The organism is Catonella sp., from assembly GCF_057250765.1.
This window is the reverse complement of sequence record NZ_DBHIEC010000024.1, coordinates 1-22,831: the sequence shown is the minus strand read 5'-3', so window position 1 is coordinate 22,831 and position 22,831 is coordinate 1. Positions and strand designations below refer to the sequence as shown.

The following is a 22,831-nucleotide window of genomic DNA, read 5'->3' as shown; positions in this document are numbered from 1 at the left end:
TTGGGAATGACAGGGAATAAAAACATACATAAAAAGAAAGGGGTAGTAGTTTATGAAAACAAAAAATCTCAAAAAGGTGCTTTCACTTGCACTGCTTGGCAGCATGATGGTGAGTATGCTCGGTGCCTGTGGTAATTCTTCAGGTAATAGTGGAAGCAGTGCAGGGAAGGCAAGTACTGCATCAACAGGAAAGTCATCCGCGGCGTCTACAGCAGATGGTAAGCCATCTACCTGGATAGCAGACAGAACAATCAACATCCAGGCATACGTAGATGACATCGGCTACAGTCTTCCAAAGGACTTTAACAACACACCTGTGATGCAGGAGCTTACAAAGCGTACGGGAATCAAGTTAAACATCCAGTATACACCTGGAGACAGTGATGCTAAGGTACTTGCGTCACAGCTTGCGGCAGGAACCATTCCTGATGTAATCATTTCCTATCTGGATGACTCCACAAGACCGGAGTTCCCACTCCTCTTAAAGGCAGCGAAAGAGGGAATGTTTGCTGATGTTTCAGCTATGATGAAGGACTCTCAGGTTTATAAGAAATACTATGAAGAGGGCTATCTTCCTAGGGACAGCTACAAGAACATAGTATTCAGAGAGGAGTTTGGAGATGCAGTTTACCTTCTTCCAATGAAGATTGAAGAAGTAGATCGTTCTGCCCAGTACATTCCTGAGGATGCCTATCTTGGAGGACCTTATATTCAGAAGTCAATTATAGACAAGTTAGGAATCGATCCTACTTCAATCAGAACTTCAGAGGATTTCTACAACCTTCTTGTGAAGATTAAGAAGGGCGGATTTAAGGATGACAACGGAAATGATGTATGGCCTTTAGGACCTAAATACTGGGGCGGCTCCTATGATTCACTTGCCTTTAATATAGGTGAGCTGAACTGGGGAGTAAGCGGTAAGGGCTCTCTTGGTGGATACAACATAGATAAAAAAGACGGCAAGATTAAGCATGAGGCGGAGACAGACTATGTATATGACAAGATTAACTATGTAAGAAAGCTTATCAAAGAAGGACTTATGAATCCTGAGTATTTTACAATGGATCAGACTCGTGCGGAAGAAGTAAGCAAGAGCCACAACTCTGCTATAATCGCAGATGTACACAACTATGAGAACATTATTTTCCAGACAAATGACTGGGTTCCTTTAGGACCTCTTAACAATGTATCAGGAGATAATAAGGGAGTGGTTTCAGGCAAGACACAGCGTGGCTGCTGGGCTATATCTTCACAGGCTGAGAAGCCTGAAGAAATCTTTAAGTTCTTTGATTATTTATCTACCTATGAAGGACAGCTTTTAGCTGAGTACGGAGTGGAAGGCTTATCATATAACTTAAAGGACGGAAAGCCTGTTATCACAGAGGAAGTTTCAAAGAAGCTTAATGATGGTGATGTAGATTGGCTTATCAACAGTGTTGGTGCTGCTTTTGGCGGTACTGCAAACTACTTCTTTGAGTTTATGCTTACCAATGTAAACCACATCGACAATTTCGGTGAGTCAAGACCGGGCTCAGGAAGCGGCTCAGCATTTAAGAGAAGTGTGGAGATAGCTAAGGAGTATCCTCGTGAATACAAGGTTGTACCGGGACTTAAGGCTACAGCATACTTAACTTCAACAGGACTTGAAGATGTAAAGGCTCAGATGGATTTACTTAACTATCAGGAAACTCTTATCCAGGCATTCTTTGCAAAGGATGACGCTGAGGTTAAGTCCATAATAGAAGCTTTTAGAAATCAGCTTCAGTCAGCAGGAAATGACCAGTTTAAGGCTAAACTTGAAGAACTTTACAAAGAAGATCCACAGTCAATTCAGTTCTATTAGATTATAGTTAAAAGGAGCAGGTATAGTTATGGAAGCAACTGACAGAATAATTACACCAAAGAAAAATAAAATAAAACAAAGCTTGGGAGACAGAATAATACAGGGCTTTATTATACTTGTAATACTCGCACTCTGCCTTGTGATTATTTTGCCTTGCATAAATGTACTTGCTCTTTCATTAAATGACGGTGCTGATGCGGCAAAGGGAGGGGTATATTTCTTCCCTAGAGTATTTACACTTGAGAACTTTAAGCAGGTATTTAGTGACGGAAGCATAATGAGGGCTTACAAATACACTATATTAAGAGTGGTTATAGGAACGCTTCTAACCCTCATAGTTACTTCACTTGCGGCATTTGCACTTAAGGAAAAAGACCTTCCCGGTGTAAAGGTTATAACCATCTTAATTACCTTTACCATGCTTTTTGGCGGAGGAATGATTCCTACCTATGTTCAGTACAAGAATCTTCATTTGATTAACAATTTTTGGGTTTATGTAGTACCAAGTCTTGTCAGCGTGACCTATCTGCTTATGATGAGAGCTTATTTTGAAGGAATTCCTGCCAGTCTTGAAGAGTCTGCAAAGCTTGACGGCTGTGGATATTTTGGGATATATGGAAGGATAATACTTCCTCTCTCCAAGCCTGTAATTGCGGTTATTGGCCTCTATACAGCAGTAAACCATTGGAATGACTGGTTTTCAGGTGCATTTTACATGACAAGCAATGAGAAATGGCCGGTACAGACGGTGCTTCAGCAGATGCTCGCAAGGGCTATGTCAGCATCACAAAAGGATATAACAAGTGTGGCACAGGCTCTGGTACAGGGGGCAAGTACAGTTACTTCCGACTCCCTTAAGATGGCTGCCGTAGTGATAACCACAGTACCTATTCTTCTCATTTATCCGTTTGTTCAAAAGTACTTTGCAAGCGGCATAATGATAGGAGCAGTTAAAGGTTGATAAGAAAGTGATATTTAGGATTGTGTAAATGATGATGCAATCTGTAATAGGTGGGTGTCAAATGTATTTGGCACCCTTATCATTTAGTAGAAACGCTGCAGAATAGTATAATGATACAATTGTCAAAAGCATAAAAATCTCTCCGAGGGATGCATAGCTCGCGGCAGAGAAATTTGCCTTAAGGCACCGCTCGCGCGCGAAGTGTGTGCGAGCACAAACTTTTTTATCTTTTGAATTGTTGTTAATTTAAGGAAAAATATATGAAAAAATGGGATGTATATGTTTACGGTGATGTGAACATCGATGAGATTATAAAAGAAGCGAGTGAAATCCCTCCTTATGGGCAGGAATGGGAAGTTGAGACTATTAAGACCTGCATAGGAGGAGGAGCAGCACTCTTTGCCCTGGGGCTTGGTAAACTTGGTCTTAAGGCTGCATTCAAGGGCAGTGTGGGTGATGATTTATACGGAGACTACATCAAAAATACATTCAAAAAACATGGTGTAGATATATCGTTGCTTTCAACGGAAACAGAGAAAAACACAGGTATATCACTTAGTTTTACAAATAAAAATGACAGATCTTTCCTCACTTACAGAGGAACTAATGATAATATAGATATTGGACATATTAAGACAAAAGAGGTGGAGCTTGCAAGACACATCCACATTACCGGCTATATGGGAAGTAAGAACCATGAAGCCTATCTAAGCCTTATAAGAAAGATAAAGGAGGAGACCTCTGCGACCATCTCCTTTGATGTGGGCTGGGATGACAGCGGAGAATGGAATAAGGAGATATACGATATCTTCCCGTATCTGGATGTGCTTTTTATGAATGAAACAGAGGCCATTCATTACAGCAGGAAGTCTACTGCAGTAGAAGCGGCTGAGGATTTTGCAAAGTTTTCCAAGGTTGCAGCTATAAAGCTTGGCTCAAAAGGCTCTATTGCCGTATCAGAGGGGCTAACCTATGAAGATAAGGGATTTAAGGTAGAGGCCATAGATACAACTGGGGCGGGCGACTCATTTAACGCCGGCTTTATCTATGGATACCTTGTAAAAGGAGATATAGGTCTGGCACTTAGATATGGAAATGGCTGTGGGGCCCTTTCTTGTACAGGGCTTGGAGGGAATACAGCATTTCCTGATTTGACGACATTAAATGAATTTATTGAAAAGAGGTAGAATATGAAGATAGCAGTAATTGGAGGAGCGGGAGTAAGAACGGTAATATTTATCAACGGACTATTAAAAAGATATAAAGATTTGCATATTGAGGAAGTTGTGTTATATGATATAGATTACAAGAAGCTTGGTATTATAGAAAAACTCTGTAATCAGGTCATAAGACGAGAGAATAAGGACTTAAAGCTATCTGTATGTGAAGATGTAAAGGAGGCCATAAAAGGAGCTGACTACATTGTTACTACTCTTAGGGTGGGAGGAGACCATTCAAGAGTAATAGATGAAACTGTAGCCCTAAAGGATGGTGTAATAGGTCAGGAGACTACAGGTGTAGGCGGATTTTCAATGGCGGTTAGGACAATCCCTGTCCTCCTTGACTACTGCAAGCTTATAAAGGAATATGCACCAAATGCCATTATCTTTAACTTTACCAACCCTTCAGGTCTTGTAACTCAGGCACTTAAAAAAGCAGGTTATAAGAATGTAATAGGTATCTGTGACGCACCTAGCAGTTGTAAGTTCAGGATGGCGGCAAAGCTTGGAGTAGATGAAAAAGACCTCTATGTGGAGTTTTACGGACTGAATCATTTATCATGGATTAGAAGCGTAAAGAATAAGGGAAAAGAAATCTTACCTGACTTACTTAAGGATGATGAGTTCCTAAGTGAAGTGGAAGAGTTTAAGATGTTTGACAAAGATTTACTTAGAGACTTAGGCCTCCTTCCAAATGAATATCTGTATTATTATTATCACAGGGAAAAGGCACTTGCCAATATGTTAAAGTCAGAGGCGGCAAGGGGAAAGAGCATTGAAAATATAAACCTTGCTATGATGAAAGAACTTGATATAATGGATGCAGATACTGAAGCTGAAGAAATGCTTCAGACCTTTCTTTACTATATGCAGCTTAGGGAAAATTCTTATATGTCTGCTGAAACAGGTGGGGAGAATAGGCCTATGCTCCCTAAGGGAGAGCTTGAAGTACCGGACGGCATGGGATATGCGGGAGTTATGCTTGACTGTATAGAGGGCCTGCAGTCCGAAGAGGGAAGGTACCTTGTACTGTCTGTGGAGAACAACGGCAGCATACCCGAACTAAGGGATGAGGATGTGGTAGAGGTCACCTGCAAGGTATCAAAGAATGGCATCGAGCCTGTGAAGGTAAGTGATGTGCCTGAGGACTGCATGATTTTAATAAGGCTTATAAAGAACTATGAGAATCTTGTAGTAAAGGCAATAGAGGAAGATTCAAGAGAAACTGCCATAAGAGCGCTTATGCAGCATCCTCTCATTAGTTCTTACTCACTTGCAAAGAAGCTATTAGAGGATTATGAAACAGCATACGATAAAAAAATGTTTAACTAAGGAGGAAGCTTATGCCTTTTGATTTTAAGCATCAGGAAAGAATACACAATCTGCTCGAGGAAATAGGAGAGAACAGATATAGAAACCTTGTGCCTATTGAAGAATTTGACTGGTACGAGGATGACGGAGTTGTAGGTGGCAGAACTCCTAAGGGTGATTCTGTAAAGGTAGGTCAGGGGTTCAGGTCAAAGGGTTATGATAAATACAACTGGCTTTGCACCAAGATAAGCATACCTGAGTCCTTTGGAGATGAAAATATACTTGGCATTTTTGACTTTGGCGTTCCTATGGGTACAGGCAATAACAGCAACTTTGAGAGCCTTTTATATGTAAATGGCAAGCCTTATCAGGGAGTTGACGGCAATCATAAAGAGGTTTTCTTTAATATAAAAGAAACAGGAAGAGAGCTTGAATTAAGCTTTAGAATCTGGTCAGGACTTAACGGTGGCGGCAGGCCTCGTGAGATGACCATGTCCATTGACAGGGCAGAGTTTTGTGTGCTTGATACGGCAGCAGATGATTTCTACTACCTTGCTATGGCGACACTTGAGACACACGAACTCCTTGATGAAAATAATGAGTATAAGTCTTATATCTTAAATCAGCTGGTAGAGGCCTTCAGACTTGTTGACTTTACCAATAATAAGAGTGAGGCCTATTATAAGAGTTTGCAGACTGCCCTTGACTACCTTAGGGATAAGTTTAAGGGACAGGGGAAACCGGGAGTAAATGTGACCATGCTTGGCCATACTCATATAGATGTGGCTTGGCTTTGGAGGCTTAGACATACAAGGGAGAAGACTGCAAGATCATTTTCTACAGTTAACAGGCTCATGGAGAAGTATCCTGAATACATATTTATACAGACACAGCCTCAGCTTTATGACTATCTGAAAGAGGACTATCCTGATATATATGAACATATCAAAAAGAGGGTGGCTGAGGGCAGATGGGAGCCTTCAGGTGCCATGTGGGTAGAATGTGACTGTAACCTGGCATCAGGTGAATCCATCATAAGGCAGATACTTGTAGGTAAAAATTTCTTCAAAAAAGAATTTGACTATGAGAGTGAGTTCTTATGGCTCCCTGATGTATTTGGCTATTCCTGGGCTCTGCCTCAGATTCTTAAAAAATCAGGCGTCAATACATTTATGACTACCAAGATAAGCTGGAATGATACCAACAGACTTCCTTATGATACCTTTATCTGGCGTGGAATGGATGGAAGTGAGGTAACCACACATTTTGTAACCACAACAGAATTAAATGATGTAACCTACACTTACAACGGCGAAAGCAGGCCTTATGCGATAAAGGGAGTATGGGATAATTACAGAAATAAAGACTTAAATAGAGACTTACTTATATCTTATGGATTTGGTGACGGCGGTGGTGGTCCTACCAGAGAAATGATTAAGTATATAGAGGCTGCAAAGCTTATGCCGGGCATTCCAAATGTAGAGACAGGAAGGGCTACTGAGTACTTTAGAAAGTTAAATGAGACAATCAAAGAAAATCCTTATAACGGCTATCTTCCTATCTGGGATGGAGAGCTCTACCTTGAGTTCCACAGGGGAACTTACACCTCTCAGGGCTACAACAAGAAGATGAACCGCTTTATGGAGTATAAGCTAAGGGAAGAGGAGATGCTCTCGGTCTTTGCTGAAAAACTTTTTGACAAGCCTTATAATAGAGAAGAATTCCTTAAAGCCTGGAAGATAGTCCTCTGTGAGCAGTTCCACGATATACTTCCGGGTTCAAGTATCCACGAGGTATATGAGGACAGCCATGAAGAGTATGAAAGAGCCTTAAAGTATATTGAAAATGCTACCAAGGCTTCAAAGGCCTCATTTGTAACTGAGAAAGAAAATGCCTTCACTCTATTTAATCAGGCAAACTGGGAAAGAGACAGCATTGTAAAGATTCCTGCAGGGACTGAGACTTATGAGTATACAGATAGTGAGGGAAATGTGCTTCCTAGCCATAGATGTGGTGAGAAAGACCTAGTATATGTGAAAGGACTTAAGCCGTTAGCCTTTACTACAATTACAAGAACTGCCAAGGTAGAGAATGTGGCAGAAGAATTTGAAGAGAATACAGTAGAAACACCTTATTATATAGTTTCCTGGGATGATAAAGGAAGACTAGTAAGACTCTATGATAAGGGTGCAGACAGAGAAGTTATACCGGAGGGTAAGTTTGCCAACGTCTTCCAGATATTTGAAGATAAGCCTCGCTGCTTTGATGCCTGGGAGCTTGAATCTACCATAGACCTTAAGAAAGAGGAGATTCCTTGTGACGGCAATATCATAAAGACTAAGAATGAACTTGGTTACTTCATTCATTTTACCTATAATTACAATAACTCTAAGATTATGCAGACCCTCTGCCTCTACAACGACAAGCGAAGAATAGACTTTAAGATAGTAGTAGATTGGAAGGAAAGCCAGAAGATTCTAAAAACTGCATTCTCTGTAGACATAAGAGGAGTATTTGCAAGATATGATGTGCAGGAAGGAAATATAGTAAGACCTATCACAAGAAACACTTCCTGGGAGGCTGCTAAGTTTGAAGTGGTAGCTCATAAGTGGGCAGACCTTTCTGAGACAGGCTATGGTGTGGCTCTTCTAAATGACTGCAAATACGGCTATGATATCAAGGAAGACACTATGAGACTCTCCCTCTTAAAGTCAGCAACAGACCCTGACTACAGCGCAGACTACGGCACACATGAGTTTACCTATAGCCTCTATCCTCATAGTGAAGAGTGGTATAACTCGGGTCTTGAAGAGGAAGCCTTTGACCTCAATTCACCTGTGGTTGTACTTGATGGTGCATCCGCTCTTGGTAATGAGAGTTTAATCAGCTTTGATGCAAAAAATATTGTGCTTGATGCCTTTAAGAAGGCTGAAAATGAAGAGGCTTATGTGCTTCGCTTCCACGAATATACAGGCAGAAGAGGCAGGCTGACTCTGACAACAGGGCTTAAGTTTGATAGCTGGTGTGAGGCTGACCTTATGGAAAACCCTCTGGGGGAGTGGAAGCATACAGCTATAGAAGTGGAAGTAAAGCCTTATGAAATTAAGACAATAATGCTAAAATAATATGATAAACACCGTAAAACATTCAAAAACAATATTTAGGCAGGTTCTTATATTTTCGCTCCTTATCAGTCTTGTACCGATTATTTTAGTCAGTATAATACTGTTTAGAAATCTTGAAAGTACAGCTGAGAAGGAGCTTACTGCCTCATATAAACAGATTGGACTGCAGTACATCAACAATATAAAAGACAGGCTTAACAGACTTGAAACAGGTGTACTTGTGGTATCCAAGAATACAACCATACAGGAGCAGCTCTTAAATCCTCTGGATTCCCCATATATAAAGGGGGAGTTAATTAGTGAGGAGATTTTTAAGAGTCTGCTCCTTGAAGGCAGAAATGAGATAAATAACTGTATGGTCTACACCAAGCTGCAAGGCAGGGATATATTTGGACGAAGTGCCTCTACCTGGGAGGTTGCGAGGAAAGAGAGCTGGTATAATTACTATAATGACAGAGAAGGGAAGTGGTTCACTTACCCTTATGCGAGTGGAAAAAATACTAAAACGAGCATAGCGTCTTTAGTGTATAATATCTACATACTGGATACCGGATCCCTTGCCCAAAAGGACATAGGAGCTGTTAAGCTGGATGTGAACTTAAACAGGATGTTTTCTTCTGTCTCAGGTGAGGGAGAAAACGGCAGCTTTGACATCATTCTTTCTGATAAAGAGGGGAAGGTACTTTTTGCTGAAACTGCTATGGGAGAAGAGGCAAGAAAAGAAATACTTGAGCACACAGCCTTAAATGATGAGGAAGGAATAAAGATTAATGGCTATGTGGTGTATAGATTTAACTTTGACAACCTTGGATTACAAGCAGACCTTGCCTTTGACAACAAAGAGCTTGTAAGTAAAAGGAATAATATAATTAATCTGTTCTTCCCTGTACTTTTTGCCCTTATAGGAGTTATCGTCTTGGCAGCGGGCTTATTTGCAAAGCGTTTCTCAAAAAGGGTGAATCTGCTTGTGGACAAGTTTAAGACGGCGGAAACAGGGGATTTGAGTGTGAAAGAGCCTATCACAGGCGGTGATGAGATAACGAGCCTTGATGAGCATTTCAGCCAGATGCTTATTAAGCTTGACAGGCTCATAAGGACCAACTATGTACAGGAGCTTGATAGAAAAAAACTGGAACTAAAGAACCTCCAGCTGCAGATTAATCCTCATTTTCTATACAATACACTCGAGACTATTAGCAGTATAGCTGCGGTAAATAAGGTATTTATTATAGGCGATATAGCGGGGAAACTGGGCGAAATATTCAGATACAGCCTCGGTAAAAACTATGGTGACTTTGTATCGCTAAAGGATGAGTTAACTCACATAGAGAACTATATTTTCATACAGAAAATGAGGTACGGAGATAAACTTGAGGTATTCTATGATGTGGAGACGGATACTAAGTCCTGCCTCGTTCCAAGGTTTATCCTGCAGCCTATAATTGAGAATTCCATCCTACACGGAATCGCTCCAAGGGCTAATGGAGGTATAATAGAAATACGTACTGAGATTTGTGAGGGCAACCTTGTTATAAGAATTGAAGATGACGGAGTAGGTATGGATGCAGAGAAGGTAGACCATATAAATCAGGTTATTAACTTAAGAAGAATGGAAAGTGATGAGAACTCAGGAGTTGGAGTTAAAAATGTAAACCAAAGAATCAAATTTGTGTACGGTGATGAATACGGCGTAAGGCTTTCAAGCTCACCTAATCAGGGCAGCAGCTGTATCATCACTATTCCTGCAAAGAATCCGGAATGGGACTGATATGTATAAAATTTTAGTTGTAGATGATGAAAACCTTATAAGACAGGGAATAATAGCACAGCTTGAATTCCTTAATTATGGGTTTGATGAAATACTTGAGGCAGATACTGGAAGGTCTGCACTTAAAATTGTAAATGAAGTAAAGCCTGACATTGTAATTACAGACATATCCATGCCTGAAATGGACGGGCTTAGCTTTGTGGAAGAGGCAAAGAAGGAAAGGGAAGGTACTAAGTTCATACTTCTAAGCGGATATGCAGAGTTTTCCTATGCCCAAAAGGCTATATCTCTTGGTATATCAGAATACTTGCTTAAGCCTGTATCTAAGGACAAGCTGAAGGAGTGCATTGACAAGGTTATCTATGAGCTTAAGAGCGAGAAAATGATTAAGGAGGCATCCATTCACAAGGGGATACTTACAAGGGAAAAGGCTGAATACCTTTTTGAGAAGGACTTTAATCTTCTTGTAAACAGTGTAGATAGTGGCAGCTATCCTTTTATTGAGGAAAACTATCCCTATCTTCTAGGCGAAAAGGAAGAAACCTGTCCATACTTTATGTTTGGCATAATAAGCATACATCAAAGCAGCTTTGAAAATGGGAGCTTCACTCAGGGAGAAATAGACCTTTTAAGATTTTCCATCAAAAATGTCTTTGCTGAGATTACTACCAAGTCGGACAAGCTGATTGCAAATAACTTGACCAATAAAAGTGAACTCTTTATTTTGCTTTATTCTCCGAATGAGAAGAGATTAAGAAAAGACTCTGAGAAAATATTTTTAGGTATCCAGGCTGTGCTTGAAAAATATATGAATATAATATTATCTTTCGGTATGAGTAAGCCTGCTAAAAAAATAAATGAAAAGAGTCTCAAACAGGCAGAAAAAGCCCTCAATCAGGTTATGCTTTTTGGTAAGGCAAATATTTACTTTTACGAAGATATGAAGGATGTGCCTATTGAGAACTTTCCTATATCGGAGCTTAACAATCTCGAAAACTATATCAAGAGAAAAGAGATACAAAAGGCTAAAAATGCTGCTCTTGATATATTTTCAAAAGATACCCTTAGAAGATACGGAATTAACTATCTGAGGGTTATGTGGGTGAGGGTGTTAAATCTCTTGTTACGAAATTCTGCTGATTATGAGGAAAATGATGTTGAGACCATACTTTCAGCCTTTTCAAGGTCGGGGAGGTTTGAAGACATAGAAGAGGTCAGGGAGGAACTGACTTCAATCATAGAGGTTTCTCTTAAGAAGAGTGGAGACAAGGAAAAGACTGCGGATGAAAAAATCCTCTCTGCAATAGAGTTTATGAAGAATAATTTTAACAAGGATATTAGTATAAATGACATTGCGGAAAGATATGACCTGAATATCAATTATTTTTCCGCCCTATTTAAGAAGAAGACGAACAGCTCGCCGATTAATTATCTTACGGAACTTAGGATAAAGGCTGCAAAGGATTATCTGAAAAATACTGAGGAAAGTGTTACCGACATATCTAAAAAGGTGGGTTATGAAGACAGCCAGTATTTTTTTAGAGTGTTTAAGAAGTCGGAGGGAATAACCCCTCTTATGTACAGAAAGCAGGACAGGGACTATGGAATTCATAGTCAATTATAGAGAACTTACTTTAAGTAAATGAAAAGAAGCTTATGTATATTAACACAGTAGAGAGATTTCACCTATTAGGAGGCTTTATGGAAGAATTGTACAGGGTAAAGGGAGAGCTTAATTCGGGCTTTGTAGGTCAGATAACCTATACTATCTGCCTGCCTTATAAGTGCAGTGAGTTAGACATTTGCCTGAAGTTTTCAAAGCAGCATTTTCCATCAGCGGATATGGTTCCCTTGGAGGAAATGAAAGAATTCTGCAAAAGAGAGTATGGCATCAGCCTTGGAGAAAATGATGAGGAAGCACTTGACAACTGCCTCCACAATATGAAAACCGAGATTCATCTTATGGCAACCCTTAATGATGAGTTCATCGGCTGTATTCATAAGCAGAGGCTTGAAAGGCATATGATTTTTTCTCCTTCTAAGCTTTCGGAGGGCTGTGTGATGCCCGAAAGCCTTGAGGGTGTGCTAAAGGTCACTGTACTTGTGTTTAATGTGCTGATGGATGAAACCCCTTATGAGGTAAGCGTTCATGCGCAGAGAGGAGAGAGCGATGTATAAGAGGCTTGAACTTCACAATCATACTACAGAATCCGACAGCTCTCTTAGCTGTAAGGAATTGCTTGAAATCATGGAGGCTGACAGGGCGGATGCCTTTGCAATCACAGACCACAACACCATATCGGGACATTCTATTATTAAAAAACTTTTAGATAATGGGGATTATAAGACAAAATGTATCTACGGTATGGAATATACGACTTATTACGGTCATATTCTCTGTCTGAACCTCCCTGTCTATGTGCCTTGGGACTCGATTGACTTTTTTAAGCCTGAGCTTTTGTTTAACGCCGCCAGGGCAAAGGGAGCCTTGGTTGGGATAGCTCATCCTTTCTCCTTTGGTGCGCCTTTTGCAAAGGGATGCAGGTTTGAAATGAAGGTGAAGGACTTTTCTGCTGTTGATTTTATTGAGGTATTTAACAACCCTGAACCTTTACACGAAGTAAATGAAAAGGGACTTCACTGGTGGGAGGAGCTAATCTTAGATGGCAAGAGGCTTGCAGCGACCTGTGGTATGGATTTGCACGGTCACTGGGACATGGGGAACCAGTATGCGACCTTCATAGAGGGAGAAGAAGACGGAGATGTTGAAGCAGAGCTATCCAGTGCTATAAAGGGTGGTAGGACCTGGGTGTCAAAGGGAATGCTTCTTATATGCGACTATTCCAAGGAAGAAAACTACATTAAATTAAGCCTTTTTGATGCTAAAAAGTCCGGCTTTATTTACTCCGAAACCGGCAGATATATAATTAGTTTAAGAGGCAAGAATGGGCTTATTACAAAGGAAATATCTGAGAATGAAGAAGTAGTTCTTTCCTTTGATGACCTAAAGGGTGAAGATATAATCATACCTAAGCTATATATTAAAGATACTGACATAGAGAACTTGGTTTGCATCTCGCCAGTGGTAAGGATTTAAGAGAATTTAGGGTTGAAAAAAGCGAACGCTGAGATTTACGTTCGCTTTTTCGGACTTTATGTGAACGTAAAAGTAGATGAAATAGAGTTAATAATATATCAATTAAAATTGCTGGATTTTCAAGCATTTGTCTTAATTAAAAAGAATTTTCATATTGTATTTTAAAATGATATCAATTATAATGACAAAATATTAAATTAATGAAATTTAGGAGGATACAAGCAAATGGTTGGATTGTTATATATTGTTTTCTTGCTATTATGTTATAAATTGCAAAAAAATATTTGTTCAGATAAATTTTTAATAAAAAAATTGATTATCCCATCTCTTTTTTTTGTTTTATCGATTGTTGGGTGCATATATATTAATAATAGCATTAATCATAGCAATAATCTTATAGGTTATTCAAATGATAAGAATGCAATAATAAGTCAAACGCATAATTCGGAGTCTTATAATAGTTATAGCATATCAAAAGATGCCACAGAAATTGCCGCCGTTACAATTTCAAGAAAAGTGCTGTCCTCAAGTGATTTTGCTTTGATAATGTTAATATTAAATATACCAACATTATCATTTATTATATTCATTTTTACAGGTAATAAATCGAAATCAATAACAACAACTTCATAATAAATGAGCACTACTTGTAAAAAGCGATTTCACCAAAAAATAAGATCAATTTAAAGCGAACGTAAATTTTACGTTCGCTTTTTCGTTCCTTTTGTGCTATAATGCGAGTGATTAATGGAGACAGATTGAAGACAATAGTGTTGGAAAAGTTAAGCAGTAAACCAATATATGAATTTCATAAATAACATATAGGGAGGAACTTATGAGGGAAACAAAAAACTTGGAATTTAAGGAAACAGTATCAAATACATTCCTAAAAACAGTGAGTGCTTTTGCTAATTATGGTACAGGAAAGATAGAATTTGGAAGAAAAGATGATGGGAGTGTCGTGGGGATAAAAGATGTAAAAAGTACCTGCCTTAATATTGAAAACATGATAAATGATTCTATTAAACCTGCTCCTGACTACAGTTTAACGATTTGTGATGAAAATATAATAACGCTAACAGTAAAAGAAGGAAGTTATAAACCATATTTTTATAAATCAAAGGCGTATAAAAGAAACGATAGCGCTACTATTGAGGTAGATGCTTTAGAGTTGACAAGACTCATACTTGAAGGACAAAACAAATCATATGACAGCCTGACTTCTTCAAAAAACAGACTGGAGTTTAAGGTTTTAGGGGAAAAATTAAAGAGTGTAATGGGGATAGAAAAACTCTCAAAGGATTTACTGATAACTCTTGAATTGTACAATAAGAAGGAAGGCTATACTATTGCGGGAGAGCTTCTGGCTGATAATAATGACTTTCCGGGGATAGACATGGTTAGATTTGGGAAAGATATTAATACTTTTTTGGATAGAGCAGAATTTGCGAGAATATCCATACTAAAACAGTATGATAAAGCTTTAGAGAAATATAGACAGTATTATCAATATGAGGTTATAGAAGGTTCTTTGAGAAAAAAAATAGAGAAAATACCTGAGAGAGCTTTTAGAGAGGCGGTAGCTAATGCTCTGGTACATAGAACCTGGGATATTAGGTCAAATATAAATATATCTATGTTTGATGATAAAATAGAAATTATTTCACCGGGAAGCCTTCCCAAAGGATTGACAAATGAAGAATACATAGACGGACAAATATCAGTTCTAAGAAATCCAATAATTGGAAATGTATTTTTTAGGCTGGGAATTATAGAACGTTTTGGAACAGGAATATATCGTATATTTGCATCATATAAGAAAAGCAAAATTAAACCGGTTATTACTGTATATGAAAATTCTATAAAACTGTCACTCCCTGTATTGGAGAGCGAACTGCCTAAACTAAATGATGATGAATACAGCATTTATAGTAATCTGGTACAAAGATCACTTACATCATCTGAAGTCATGGAGCTAACAGGATTTGGGAAAACAAAGACAGTAAGGATACTTAACAGCTTATTGAAAGGAGGCTACATAGAAAAGCTTGGTAATGGAAGAGGAACCAGGTACAGTGTAAATGGTTTCTAAGAATCATTTGGTAAATGTCAGCAAACAAGCCTGAATGCATATCTTTCAGGTTAAATGCAATAGGGGTATATGTCAAAGTAGGTGCAACACCATGTTGCATTTAATTTGAAAAACTACAAATTGTGACTTTTGTTTGACTTTGCTAGGGTTACTCTTGTAATTTCAAAGCCCCTATGCTATAATGATAAACTGTCATAGCATATATTTAGCTATAATTTAAGGAGGATATTATTTAATATGAGCGCAAAGATTGAGAACTTAGAGCAGAAGAATATGGTAAAGCTTACCATTGAAAGAGAAGCAAAAGAATTAGAAGCAGCAATCAACAAGGTATATCATAAGCAGAAGAACAGAATTGCTGTTCCGGGCTTCCGTAAGGGAAAAGCACCTCTTGCTATGATTGAGAAAATGTACGGTGCAGAAGTATTTTTCGAGGATGCTGCTAACGAAATCATCGGTGCAGCATATGAAGAAGCTGTTAAAGAGAGCGATTTGGAGATAGTTTCACAGCCTGAGATAGAAGTAACACAGATTGAAAAGGGTAAGCCTTTCATCTTTACTGCAACAGTAGCAGTTAAGCCTGAGGTTGAGCTTGGCGAGTATAAGGGAGTTTCAGTTCCTAAGGCTGATACAAGTGTTTCAGAAGAAGAGCTTAACAATGAGATCGACCAGGATAGAAATAAAAACGCCAGAACAATCAAGGTTGAAGACGGCGCAGCTGAAAATGGCGATGAGACCGTTATTGACTTTGACGGATACGTAGATGGAAAGCAGTTTGACGGTGGTAAGAGCGAGAATTATCCTCTTACTCTTGGTTCACATGCTTTCATTGAAGGCTTTGAAGAGCAGATCGTTGGCCACAAGGCAGGAGAAGAGTTCGATGTGAATGTAACCTTCCCTGAGGAGTATCACGCAAAGGCTCTTGCCGGAAAGCCTGCTACTTTCAAGGTAGTTCTTAAGGAGATTAAGCGTAAGGAGCTTCCTGAGCTTGATGATGAATTTGTACAGGATATCAGCGAGTATGATACTGTAGATCAGTACAAAGAAGCTCTTAAGAAGAGAATAGCTGAGCGCAAAGAGAATACTGCTAAGAGTGCAAAGGAAGAGGCTGTTATTGACAAGGTTATCGAGGCAGCTAAGATGGATATTCCTGAGGCTATGATTGAATCACAGACACGCCAGATGGCGCAGGATTTTGCAAATAGGATTCGTCAGCAGGGACTTAGCCCAGAGCAGTATTTCCAGTTCACAGGAATGACTCCTGATGCATTTATGGAGAACCTCAGACCACAGGCTCTTAAGAGGATCCAGAGCAGACTTGTGCTTGAGGCTATTGTTAAGGCTGAGAAGATTGAGGCTTCTGAGGAAGATTTCAACAAAGAGCTTGAAGAGATGTCAAAGTCATACAATATGGAGATAGAGAAGCTAAGAGAGGCTATCGGTGAAGAAGAGAAGAAGAGCATGATGGCTGACCTTGCAGTATCTAAGGCTGTCGACTTCATAAGAGATGCAGCGGTAGAAGCTGATGCTGAAGAGGCTCCAAAGAAGGCTACAAGAAAGCCAAGAAAGAAAAAAGAAGAAACAACAACAGAAGAATAATTAGAATAGTACCGGAGGGAAAATATGAGTTTAGTGCCTTATGTCATTGAACAGACCAGCCGAGGAGAAAGATCATACGATATTTACTCCAGACTTCTGGAAGACAGAATTATCTTCTTGGGCGAAGAGGTAACAGATGTATCGGCAAGTGTTATTATTGCTCAGTTACTCTTCCTTGAGGCAGAAGATCCTTCCAAAGACATACATCTTTACATAAACAGCCCGGGCGGTTCAGTAACTGCGGGAATGGCTATTTATGACACTATGAATTATATCAAGTGTGATGTATCTACCATTTGTATGGGACTTGCAGCGAGCATGGGAGCTTTCCTGCTGGCGGGTGGTGCAAAGGGCAAAAGACTTGCACTTCCTAACTCTGAGATAATGATACACCAGCCTTCAGGCGGTGCAAGAGGTCAGGCTTCTGATATCAAGATCGTTGCAGACAACATCATAAAGACTCGTAAGAGACTTAATGAGATGCTTGCGGCTAATACAGGCAGACCTTTAGAGGATATTGAAAGAGATACAGAGCGTGACAACTTCATGACTGCAGAAGAAGCCAAGGATTATGGTCTAATTGATGAAATAGTTACCAAGAGAGCATAGAATAGAGGAATGATATAGATGGCAAAAAGTAACGATCAGGGCAAATTGAAGTGTTCTTTTTGTGGCAAGCCACAGGATCAGGTTAGAAAGCTCATCGCAGGTCATGGTGTATACATCTGTGATGAGTGTGTAAGCCTTTGTTCTGAAATCATCGAAGAAGAGTTTGAACTTGATGAGGCTGTAGACGGCTTCAACCTCTACAAACCTGAGCAGATTAAGGATTTTCTTGACCAGTATGTAATAGGTCAGGATGATGCCAAGAAGGCTCTTGCTGTAGCGGTTTATAACCATTATAAGAGAGTGTCAATGGGAAAGAGCCTGGATGTTGAGCTGCAAAAGAGTAACATCGTTATGGTTGGTCCAACAGGTTCAGGTAAGACTTATCTTGCCCAGACCTTAGCCAAGCTTCTCAATGTGCCTTTTGCAATAGCTGACGCTACAACTCTTACCGAGGCAGGCTATGTGGGTGAGGATGTTGAAAATGTACTTCTTAAGCTCATTCAGTCAGCTGATTACGACATAGATAGAGCAGAACACGGCATTATCTACATCGATGAGATAGACAAGATAACTAGAAAGTCCGAGAATACCTCTATAACAAGAGATGTATCAGGTGAAGGTGTTCAGCAGGCGCTTCTCAAGATGCTAGAAGGAACGGTTGCTTCCGTACCGCCTCAGGGTGGAAGAAAGCACCCGCATCAGGAGTTTTTACAGATTGATACAAAGGACATCCTTTTCATCTGTGGTGGAGCTTTTGATGGAATAGAGAAGATCATCGGCGCAAGAATTGATAAGAAATCCATCGGTTTTGGTGGTGAGATAGAGGATAAATCTAAAACAGATGTATCTGAACTGCTTAAGCAGATTGCTCCACAGGATTTTGTTAAATTTGGTATGATACCTGAGTTTATCGGGCGAGTACCTATAGTAGTCACCCTTGATTTGCTCGATGAAGAAGCACTTATGCGTATAATCACAGAGCCTAAGAATGCTATGGTTAAGCAGTATAAGAAGCTTCTGGAGTTTGACGGCGTTGAACTGGTATTTGAAGAAGATGCCATAAGAGAAATAGCTAAGCAGTCAGCTGAGAGAAAGACCGGTGCAAGAGGTCTTAGAGCCATAATGGAAAAGACCATGCTTGACACCATGTTTACCCTTCCTTCTGAAGAGAAGGCGGTGAAGTGTATAGTGACTGTGGCAGCTGTAAAAGGGGAGGAAAAGCCTCAGATTATATATTCTGATGATAAGCCTCCTAAAAAAGGAATAACACTTAAGAAAAAAACAACTAATAAAGGTGAAATAGCATAATGGAACAGATGTCTTTTTTTGACACAGGCCGTAATGTTACTCCTCTGGCTGACAGGTTAAGGCCGGAGGAGTTTTCTGCATTTGCAGGACAGGAACATTTGATAGGCGAAGGTAAGATCCTTAGAAAACTGATAGAAAATGATAATATTACATCTATGATATTCTGGGGGCCCCCGGGTGTAGGCAAAACTACGCTTGCTGGAATAATAGCTGCAAAGACTCATTCGCAGTTTATCAACTTCAGTGCTGTCACCAGCGGAATAAAAGAGATTAAGGATGTGATGGCGAAGGCTGAGGAGACCAGAAAGCTGGGAATGAAGACTGTCTTGTTTGTAGATGAGATTCACCGCTTCAATAAGGCGCAGCAGGATGCTTTCCTTCCATTTGTGGAAAGAGGAAGTATAGTGCTTATTGGTGCGACCACTGAAAATCCCTCGTTTGAGATAAATGCCGCTTTGCTTTCAAGATGTAAGGTATTTGTATTAAAACAGCTTACAACTGATGATATATTTAAGCTACTTACAAGGGCGCTTAAGGATAAAAAAGGCTTTGGAATGTTAAATGTAGAGATAGAGGATGAACTCATTCGTGCCATAGCCTTATTCTCTAACGGTGATGCAAGAACTGCCCTCAACACTCTTGAAATGGCGATAAACAACGGAGAACTTACCAAAGATAAAACCATAGTTACAAGAGAAATAGTCGAGCAGTGTACCGGTAAGAAGGTTTTGCTCTACGATAAAAACGGAGAGGAGCATTATAACCTTATTTCGGCATTACATAAGTCAATGAGAAATTCAGATCCTGATGCGGCTATGTACTGGCTTGCCCGTATGCTTGAAGCAGGCGAAGAGCCGCTTTACATAGCAAGAAGGGTAATAAGGTTTGCAAGTGAAGATGTTGGACTCGCTGATATTCAGGCTCTTCCTCTGGCTGTTGCTGCTTATCAGGCCTGCCATTTTCTTGGAATGCCTGAGTGCAATGTAAACCTTGCTGAAGCTGTGACCTATATGGCATTAGCACCTAAGTCAAATGCCATGGAAGCAGGGTATTACAAGGCCAGGGATGATGCGGCAAAGACATTTTCAGAGCCTGTGCCTCTCCACATAAGAAATGCACCTACTTCACTTATGGCTGAGCTTGACTACGGTAAGGGTTATCAGTATGCGCATAATTATGAGGATAAGATTACTAAGATGAAATGCCTGCCGGATTCACTTTCTGACAGACATTATTATGAGCCTTACGGCATGGGAGCAGAGAAGGAATTTAAGAAGAAACTTGAAGAAATAAGAAGATATAGGGAGGAGTAGGATGATATACTTAGATAATGCAGCTACGACAAGAATAAAGCCTAAGGAGGTTGTAGAGGCTGTAACAGAAGCACTTACGACCTTAGGCAATGCAGACAGGGGAACTAACTCCGCTTCGCTTGGAGCTTCCAGAACTGTATTTTCCACCAGAATGAAGTTGGCTAAGTTTTTTAATGCTGAGGGTCCTTCTAACATAGTATTTACTATGAATGCGACAGAAGGGCTAAATATAGTGATTAAAGGCTTGTTTGAAAAGGGCGACTCTGTCATTTCTACCTGTCTTGAGCATAACTCCGTGCTTCGCCCCCTTTATCAGATAAGGGATGAGGGAGTAGAGCTGTACTTCGTATCCGCTGACAAGCTTGGAAGGCCAAACTATGAGGAGTTTGAGAGACTTATTAATCCTAATACCAAGGCTATTATAACTACCGCAGGCTCCAATCTCACAGGCAATCTTGTGGATATAAAAAGGGTTGGAGAAATTGCAAAGAAGCATGACCTTCTCTTTATAGTGGATGCATCTCAGACTGCGGGGGTATTTCCTATAGATGTAAAAGAGCTTGGAATAGATATTCTCTGCTTTACCGGACACAAGGGACTTCTTGGACCTCAGGGAACCGGTGGCTTCTATGTGAGGACAGGTGTGGATATCCGCCCTTATCTTTCAGGAGGTACAGGCGTTCAGACCTATAGTGAGCATCAGCCGCCTGAAATGCCAACCAGACTCGAAGCAGGTACATTAAACGGACATGGAATAGCAGGACTTGATGCTGCTATCGACTATATCAATGAATACGGGATGAGTACCATTCATGATAAGGAAATCGCCCTTATGCAGAGATTTTACAATGGTGTAAAGGATATCGAAGGAATCAAGATTTACGGAGATTTTGAAGCAAAAGACAGATGTCCTATTGTATCTCTTAATCTGGCAGATTATGAGTCTGGAGCGGTGAGTGATGAACTCTCAGAACGCTTTGAGATAGCAACCAGACCGGGAGGACATTGTGCGCCTCTTATGCATAAGGCTCTGGGAACTGTGGAGCAAGGGGCTGTGAGATTTAGCTTTTCTCATTTTAATACAGAAGAGGAGATTGATACAGCTATCAGTGCCGTAAGGACTCTTGCAGAGGAATAAATTTTACCTGCTAATGGATGTTTATCGTATTTAGAGTGACAAAAGATAATAGTCCTGTCAAAGCTTCAAGCGTATTTTAGTTTTTGGTGCGATAACAAAAATATTCATTAGCAGGATTTCATAGTCGTGATAGGAATAGAACTTTCTTATAGATTATTCATATAATAGACAACATTTATAGGCATTGTCTATTAGACTATTAGAAGTAAAAATGGTAGACTTTAATAGTTAAAAGAACTCTTGAACACATATCGTATGAAAGGGTATAGGCTATTTACCCATTTTTGGCACTTTTATCATATATTTGATAGATATGCGGGTTAAGAGAAACTATAATATATGTGGAGGTTAGTATGGAAAAGAAACTTGATTGTAAAGGAATGGCTTGTCCATTGCCTGTAGTTACAGCAAAAAAAGCTATGGAAGAGTTTACTGAGGAAGGTATTGTTGAAGTTGTGGTTGATAACGATACTGCAGTTCAGAATCTCTTAAAGCTCGCTGCAAAGAGCAATTTTGCGGCTGCCAGTGAAAAGAAATCAGATGAAGAGTTCGTTGTGCGTATAGAGGTTAAGCCTGAAGCTAGTGGAGAAAAGAGTGAAAATGAGAAGAAGGCGGGACCTACAACTGTAGTTATTTCAAGCGCAACTATGGGAAACGGAGACGATGAACTCGGTAAGAATCTTATGAAGGCATTTATCTTTGCGCTTACCAATGTAACTCCAACCCCGGATAATATCATTTTCTACAACGGTGGGGCGCATCTGACTGTAGAAGGCTCTGCATCACTTGAGGACCTTAAGAACCTTGAGAAAGCAGGAGTGAATATTATGACCTGTGGAACCTGTCTCAATTTCTACGGCATAGCAGAGAAGCTTCAGGTAGGACAGGTATCAAATATGTATGATATTGCGCAGACTATGGCTGACTCAGGTCTTGTAATCCGTCCATAAGAGGTATAAATGAGAGCAAAAGAAGCAAAAATTGTAGTGACCTTTAGCAATACCACAGATGCCATGAAGATGGAGAACCTCTGTGAAGAAAAAAATGTGCCGGGAAGGATGATTCCTGTACCTAAGGTTATCTCGGCCGGTTGTGGACTTGCCTGGTGTTCTGCTCCTGAAAATGAGGATAGAATAAGAGAAGTAATGAAAGAAGCAGGACTTAAAGAACAGGCTATACATAGTTGCCTAATCTGATTGACAGACCGTAAAAAATGCGATATAATATTCCCGTTGTCTTTTTGGGGGCGGTTAGGTAACTGGTGTGCCTCCTGGTCTTCAAAACCAGTGTAGGGCGCGTTTGCGTCCCGGGTGAGTTCGATTCTCACACGCCTTCGCCAGAATATATCGGAATATATCCGTTTTGGGTGCTGTTTATGCAGCACCCATTTTTTGTAGTGTGCCTTGCGGCGCACGTTTCTAAAGGGTGAAAGTCCCTAATCCGCCCT

Annotated in this window: 17 protein-coding genes and 1 tRNA gene; all 18 read left to right on the top strand. The window is 40.0% G+C overall.

What is annotated here, in order from left to right; genetic code table 11:
* Positions 1–52 precede the first annotated feature (52 nt).
* The 18 genes from ACO6HM_RS11045 to ACO6HM_RS10960 all read left to right on the top strand — a co-directional run bounded on the left by ACO6HM_RS11045 (position 53) and on the right by ACO6HM_RS10960 (position 22,723).
* Positions 53–1,843 carry an extracellular solute-binding protein gene (locus ACO6HM_RS11045; RefSeq protein WP_485391099.1) on the top strand — a complete coding sequence of 597 codons (1,791 nt, stop codon included), beginning with the start codon at positions 53–55 and terminating at the stop codon, positions 1,841–1,843.
* Between the two features lie 28 nt (positions 1,844–1,871).
* Positions 1,872–2,804 (top strand): carbohydrate ABC transporter permease, encoded by a 933-nt coding sequence (locus tag ACO6HM_RS11040; protein ID WP_485391098.1) that lies wholly within the window; start codon positions 1,872–1,874, stop codon positions 2,802–2,804.
* Positions 2,805–3,064: 260 nt separating this feature from the next.
* The gene (locus tag ACO6HM_RS11035; RefSeq protein WP_485391097.1) at positions 3,065–3,991 is read left to right on the top strand and encodes a carbohydrate kinase family protein; all 927 of its coding nucleotides are present in this window, start codon (positions 3,065–3,067) and stop codon (positions 3,989–3,991) included.
* Between the two features lie 3 nt (positions 3,992–3,994).
* Positions 3,995–5,356, top strand: coding sequence for a family 4 glycosyl hydrolase (locus ACO6HM_RS11030; protein ID WP_485391096.1), 1,362 nt, complete (start codon positions 3,995–3,997; stop codon positions 5,354–5,356).
* Between the two features lie 11 nt (positions 5,357–5,367).
* Positions 5,368–8,460: an alpha-mannosidase gene (locus ACO6HM_RS11025; RefSeq protein ID WP_485391095.1), complete on the top strand. Its 3,093-nt coding sequence runs from the start codon at positions 5,368–5,370 to the stop codon at positions 8,458–8,460.
* 1 nt (position 8,461) lies between these two features.
* Complete coding sequence (locus ACO6HM_RS11020; RefSeq protein ID WP_485391094.1) at positions 8,462–10,228, top strand: cache domain-containing sensor histidine kinase; 1,767 nt, start codon at positions 8,462–8,464, stop codon at positions 10,226–10,228.
* Position 10,229: 1 nt separating this feature from the next.
* The gene (locus tag ACO6HM_RS11015; protein WP_485391093.1) at positions 10,230–11,852 is read left to right on the top strand and encodes a response regulator transcription factor; all 1,623 of its coding nucleotides are present in this window, start codon (positions 10,230–10,232) and stop codon (positions 11,850–11,852) included.
* Positions 11,853–11,929: 77 nt separating this feature from the next.
* Entirely contained in the window at positions 11,930–12,406 is a 477-nt protein-coding gene (locus ACO6HM_RS11010; protein WP_485391092.1) for a DUF6669 family protein, read from the top strand.
* On the top strand, positions 12,399–13,325 hold the full coding sequence (locus tag ACO6HM_RS11005; protein WP_485391091.1) for a CehA/McbA family metallohydrolase: 927 nt from the start codon (positions 12,399–12,401) through the stop codon (positions 13,323–13,325). Before ACO6HM_RS11010 ends, ACO6HM_RS11005 begins: the two co-directional genes overlap by 8 nt.
* An 835-nt stretch (positions 13,326–14,160) precedes the next feature.
* Positions 14,161–15,417 (top strand): ATP-binding protein, encoded by a 1,257-nt coding sequence (locus ACO6HM_RS11000; RefSeq protein WP_485391090.1) that lies wholly within the window; start codon positions 14,161–14,163, stop codon positions 15,415–15,417.
* Positions 15,418–15,654: 237 nt separating this feature from the next.
* The gene (gene tig / locus ACO6HM_RS10995; protein WP_485391089.1) at positions 15,655–17,016 is read left to right on the top strand and encodes a trigger factor; all 1,362 of its coding nucleotides are present in this window, start codon (positions 15,655–15,657) and stop codon (positions 17,014–17,016) included.
* A 24-nt stretch (positions 17,017–17,040) separates the two neighbouring features.
* Entirely contained in the window at positions 17,041–17,625 is a 585-nt protein-coding gene (clpP, locus tag ACO6HM_RS10990) for an ATP-dependent Clp endopeptidase proteolytic subunit ClpP (protein ID WP_485381531.1), read from the top strand.
* Positions 17,626–17,643: 18 nt separating this feature from the next.
* A complete protein-coding gene (gene clpX / locus ACO6HM_RS10985; RefSeq protein WP_485391088.1) occupies positions 17,644–18,933 on the top strand; it encodes an ATP-dependent Clp protease ATP-binding subunit ClpX in 1,290 nt (429 codons plus the stop codon).
* Positions 18,933–20,246, top strand: a complete 1,314-nt coding sequence (locus tag ACO6HM_RS10980) for a replication-associated recombination protein A (protein ID WP_485391087.1) — start codon at positions 18,933–18,935, stop codon at positions 20,244–20,246. Before clpX ends, ACO6HM_RS10980 begins: the two co-directional genes overlap by 1 nt.
* A gap of 1 nt (position 20,247) precedes the next feature.
* The gene (locus tag ACO6HM_RS10975) at positions 20,248–21,384 is read left to right on the top strand and encodes an aminotransferase class V-fold PLP-dependent enzyme (protein ID WP_485391086.1); all 1,137 of its coding nucleotides are present in this window, start codon (positions 20,248–20,250) and stop codon (positions 21,382–21,384) included.
* 353 nt (positions 21,385–21,737) lie between these two features.
* Entirely contained in the window at positions 21,738–22,334 is a 597-nt protein-coding gene (gene yedF / locus ACO6HM_RS10970; RefSeq protein WP_485391085.1) for a sulfurtransferase-like selenium metabolism protein YedF, read from the top strand.
* A gap of 9 nt (positions 22,335–22,343) precedes the next feature.
* Positions 22,344–22,580 carry a putative Se/S carrier protein gene (locus ACO6HM_RS10965; RefSeq protein WP_485391084.1) on the top strand — a complete coding sequence of 79 codons (237 nt, stop codon included), beginning with the start codon at positions 22,344–22,346 and terminating at the stop codon, positions 22,578–22,580.
* 46 nt (positions 22,581–22,626) lie between these two features.
* Positions 22,627–22,723: transfer RNA gene (locus tag ACO6HM_RS10960), tRNA-Sec, on the top strand.
* Positions 22,724–22,831 lie beyond the last annotated feature (108 nt).

Excerpts from the sequence above, each read along its gene's own strand:
- ACO6HM_RS11045 (WP_485391099.1), top strand. The coding sequence starts at position 53 with ATGAAAACAAAAAATCTCAAAAAGGTGCTTTCACTTGCACTGCTTGGC.
- ACO6HM_RS11040 (WP_485391098.1), top strand. The coding sequence starts at position 1,872 with ATGGAAGCAACTGACAGAATAATTACACCAAAGAAAAATAAAATAAAA.
- ACO6HM_RS11035 (WP_485391097.1), top strand. The coding sequence starts at position 3,065 with ATGAAAAAATGGGATGTATATGTTTACGGTGATGTGAACATCGATGAG.
- ACO6HM_RS11030 (WP_485391096.1), top strand. The coding sequence starts at position 3,995 with ATGAAGATAGCAGTAATTGGAGGAGCGGGAGTAAGAACGGTAATATTT.
- ACO6HM_RS11025 (WP_485391095.1), top strand. The coding sequence starts at position 5,368 with ATGCCTTTTGATTTTAAGCATCAGGAAAGAATACACAATCTGCTCGAG.
- ACO6HM_RS11020 (WP_485391094.1), top strand. The coding sequence starts at position 8,462 with ATGATAAACACCGTAAAACATTCAAAAACAATATTTAGGCAGGTTCTT.
- ACO6HM_RS11015 (WP_485391093.1), top strand. The coding sequence starts at position 10,230 with ATGTATAAAATTTTAGTTGTAGATGATGAAAACCTTATAAGACAGGGA.
- ACO6HM_RS11010 (WP_485391092.1), top strand. The coding sequence starts at position 11,930 with ATGGAAGAATTGTACAGGGTAAAGGGAGAGCTTAATTCGGGCTTTGTA.
- ACO6HM_RS11005 (WP_485391091.1), top strand. The coding sequence starts at position 12,399 with ATGTATAAGAGGCTTGAACTTCACAATCATACTACAGAATCCGACAGC.
- ACO6HM_RS11000 (WP_485391090.1), top strand. The coding sequence starts at position 14,161 with ATGAGGGAAACAAAAAACTTGGAATTTAAGGAAACAGTATCAAATACA.
- tig (WP_485391089.1), top strand. The coding sequence starts at position 15,655 with ATGAGCGCAAAGATTGAGAACTTAGAGCAGAAGAATATGGTAAAGCTT.
- clpP (WP_485381531.1), top strand. The coding sequence starts at position 17,041 with ATGAGTTTAGTGCCTTATGTCATTGAACAGACCAGCCGAGGAGAAAGA.
- clpX (WP_485391088.1), top strand. The coding sequence starts at position 17,644 with ATGGCAAAAAGTAACGATCAGGGCAAATTGAAGTGTTCTTTTTGTGGC.
- ACO6HM_RS10980 (WP_485391087.1), top strand. The coding sequence starts at position 18,933 with ATGGAACAGATGTCTTTTTTTGACACAGGCCGTAATGTTACTCCTCTG.
- ACO6HM_RS10975 (WP_485391086.1), top strand. The coding sequence starts at position 20,248 with ATGATATACTTAGATAATGCAGCTACGACAAGAATAAAGCCTAAGGAG.
- yedF (WP_485391085.1), top strand. The coding sequence starts at position 21,738 with ATGGAAAAGAAACTTGATTGTAAAGGAATGGCTTGTCCATTGCCTGTA.
- ACO6HM_RS10965 (WP_485391084.1), top strand. The coding sequence starts at position 22,344 with ATGAGAGCAAAAGAAGCAAAAATTGTAGTGACCTTTAGCAATACCACA.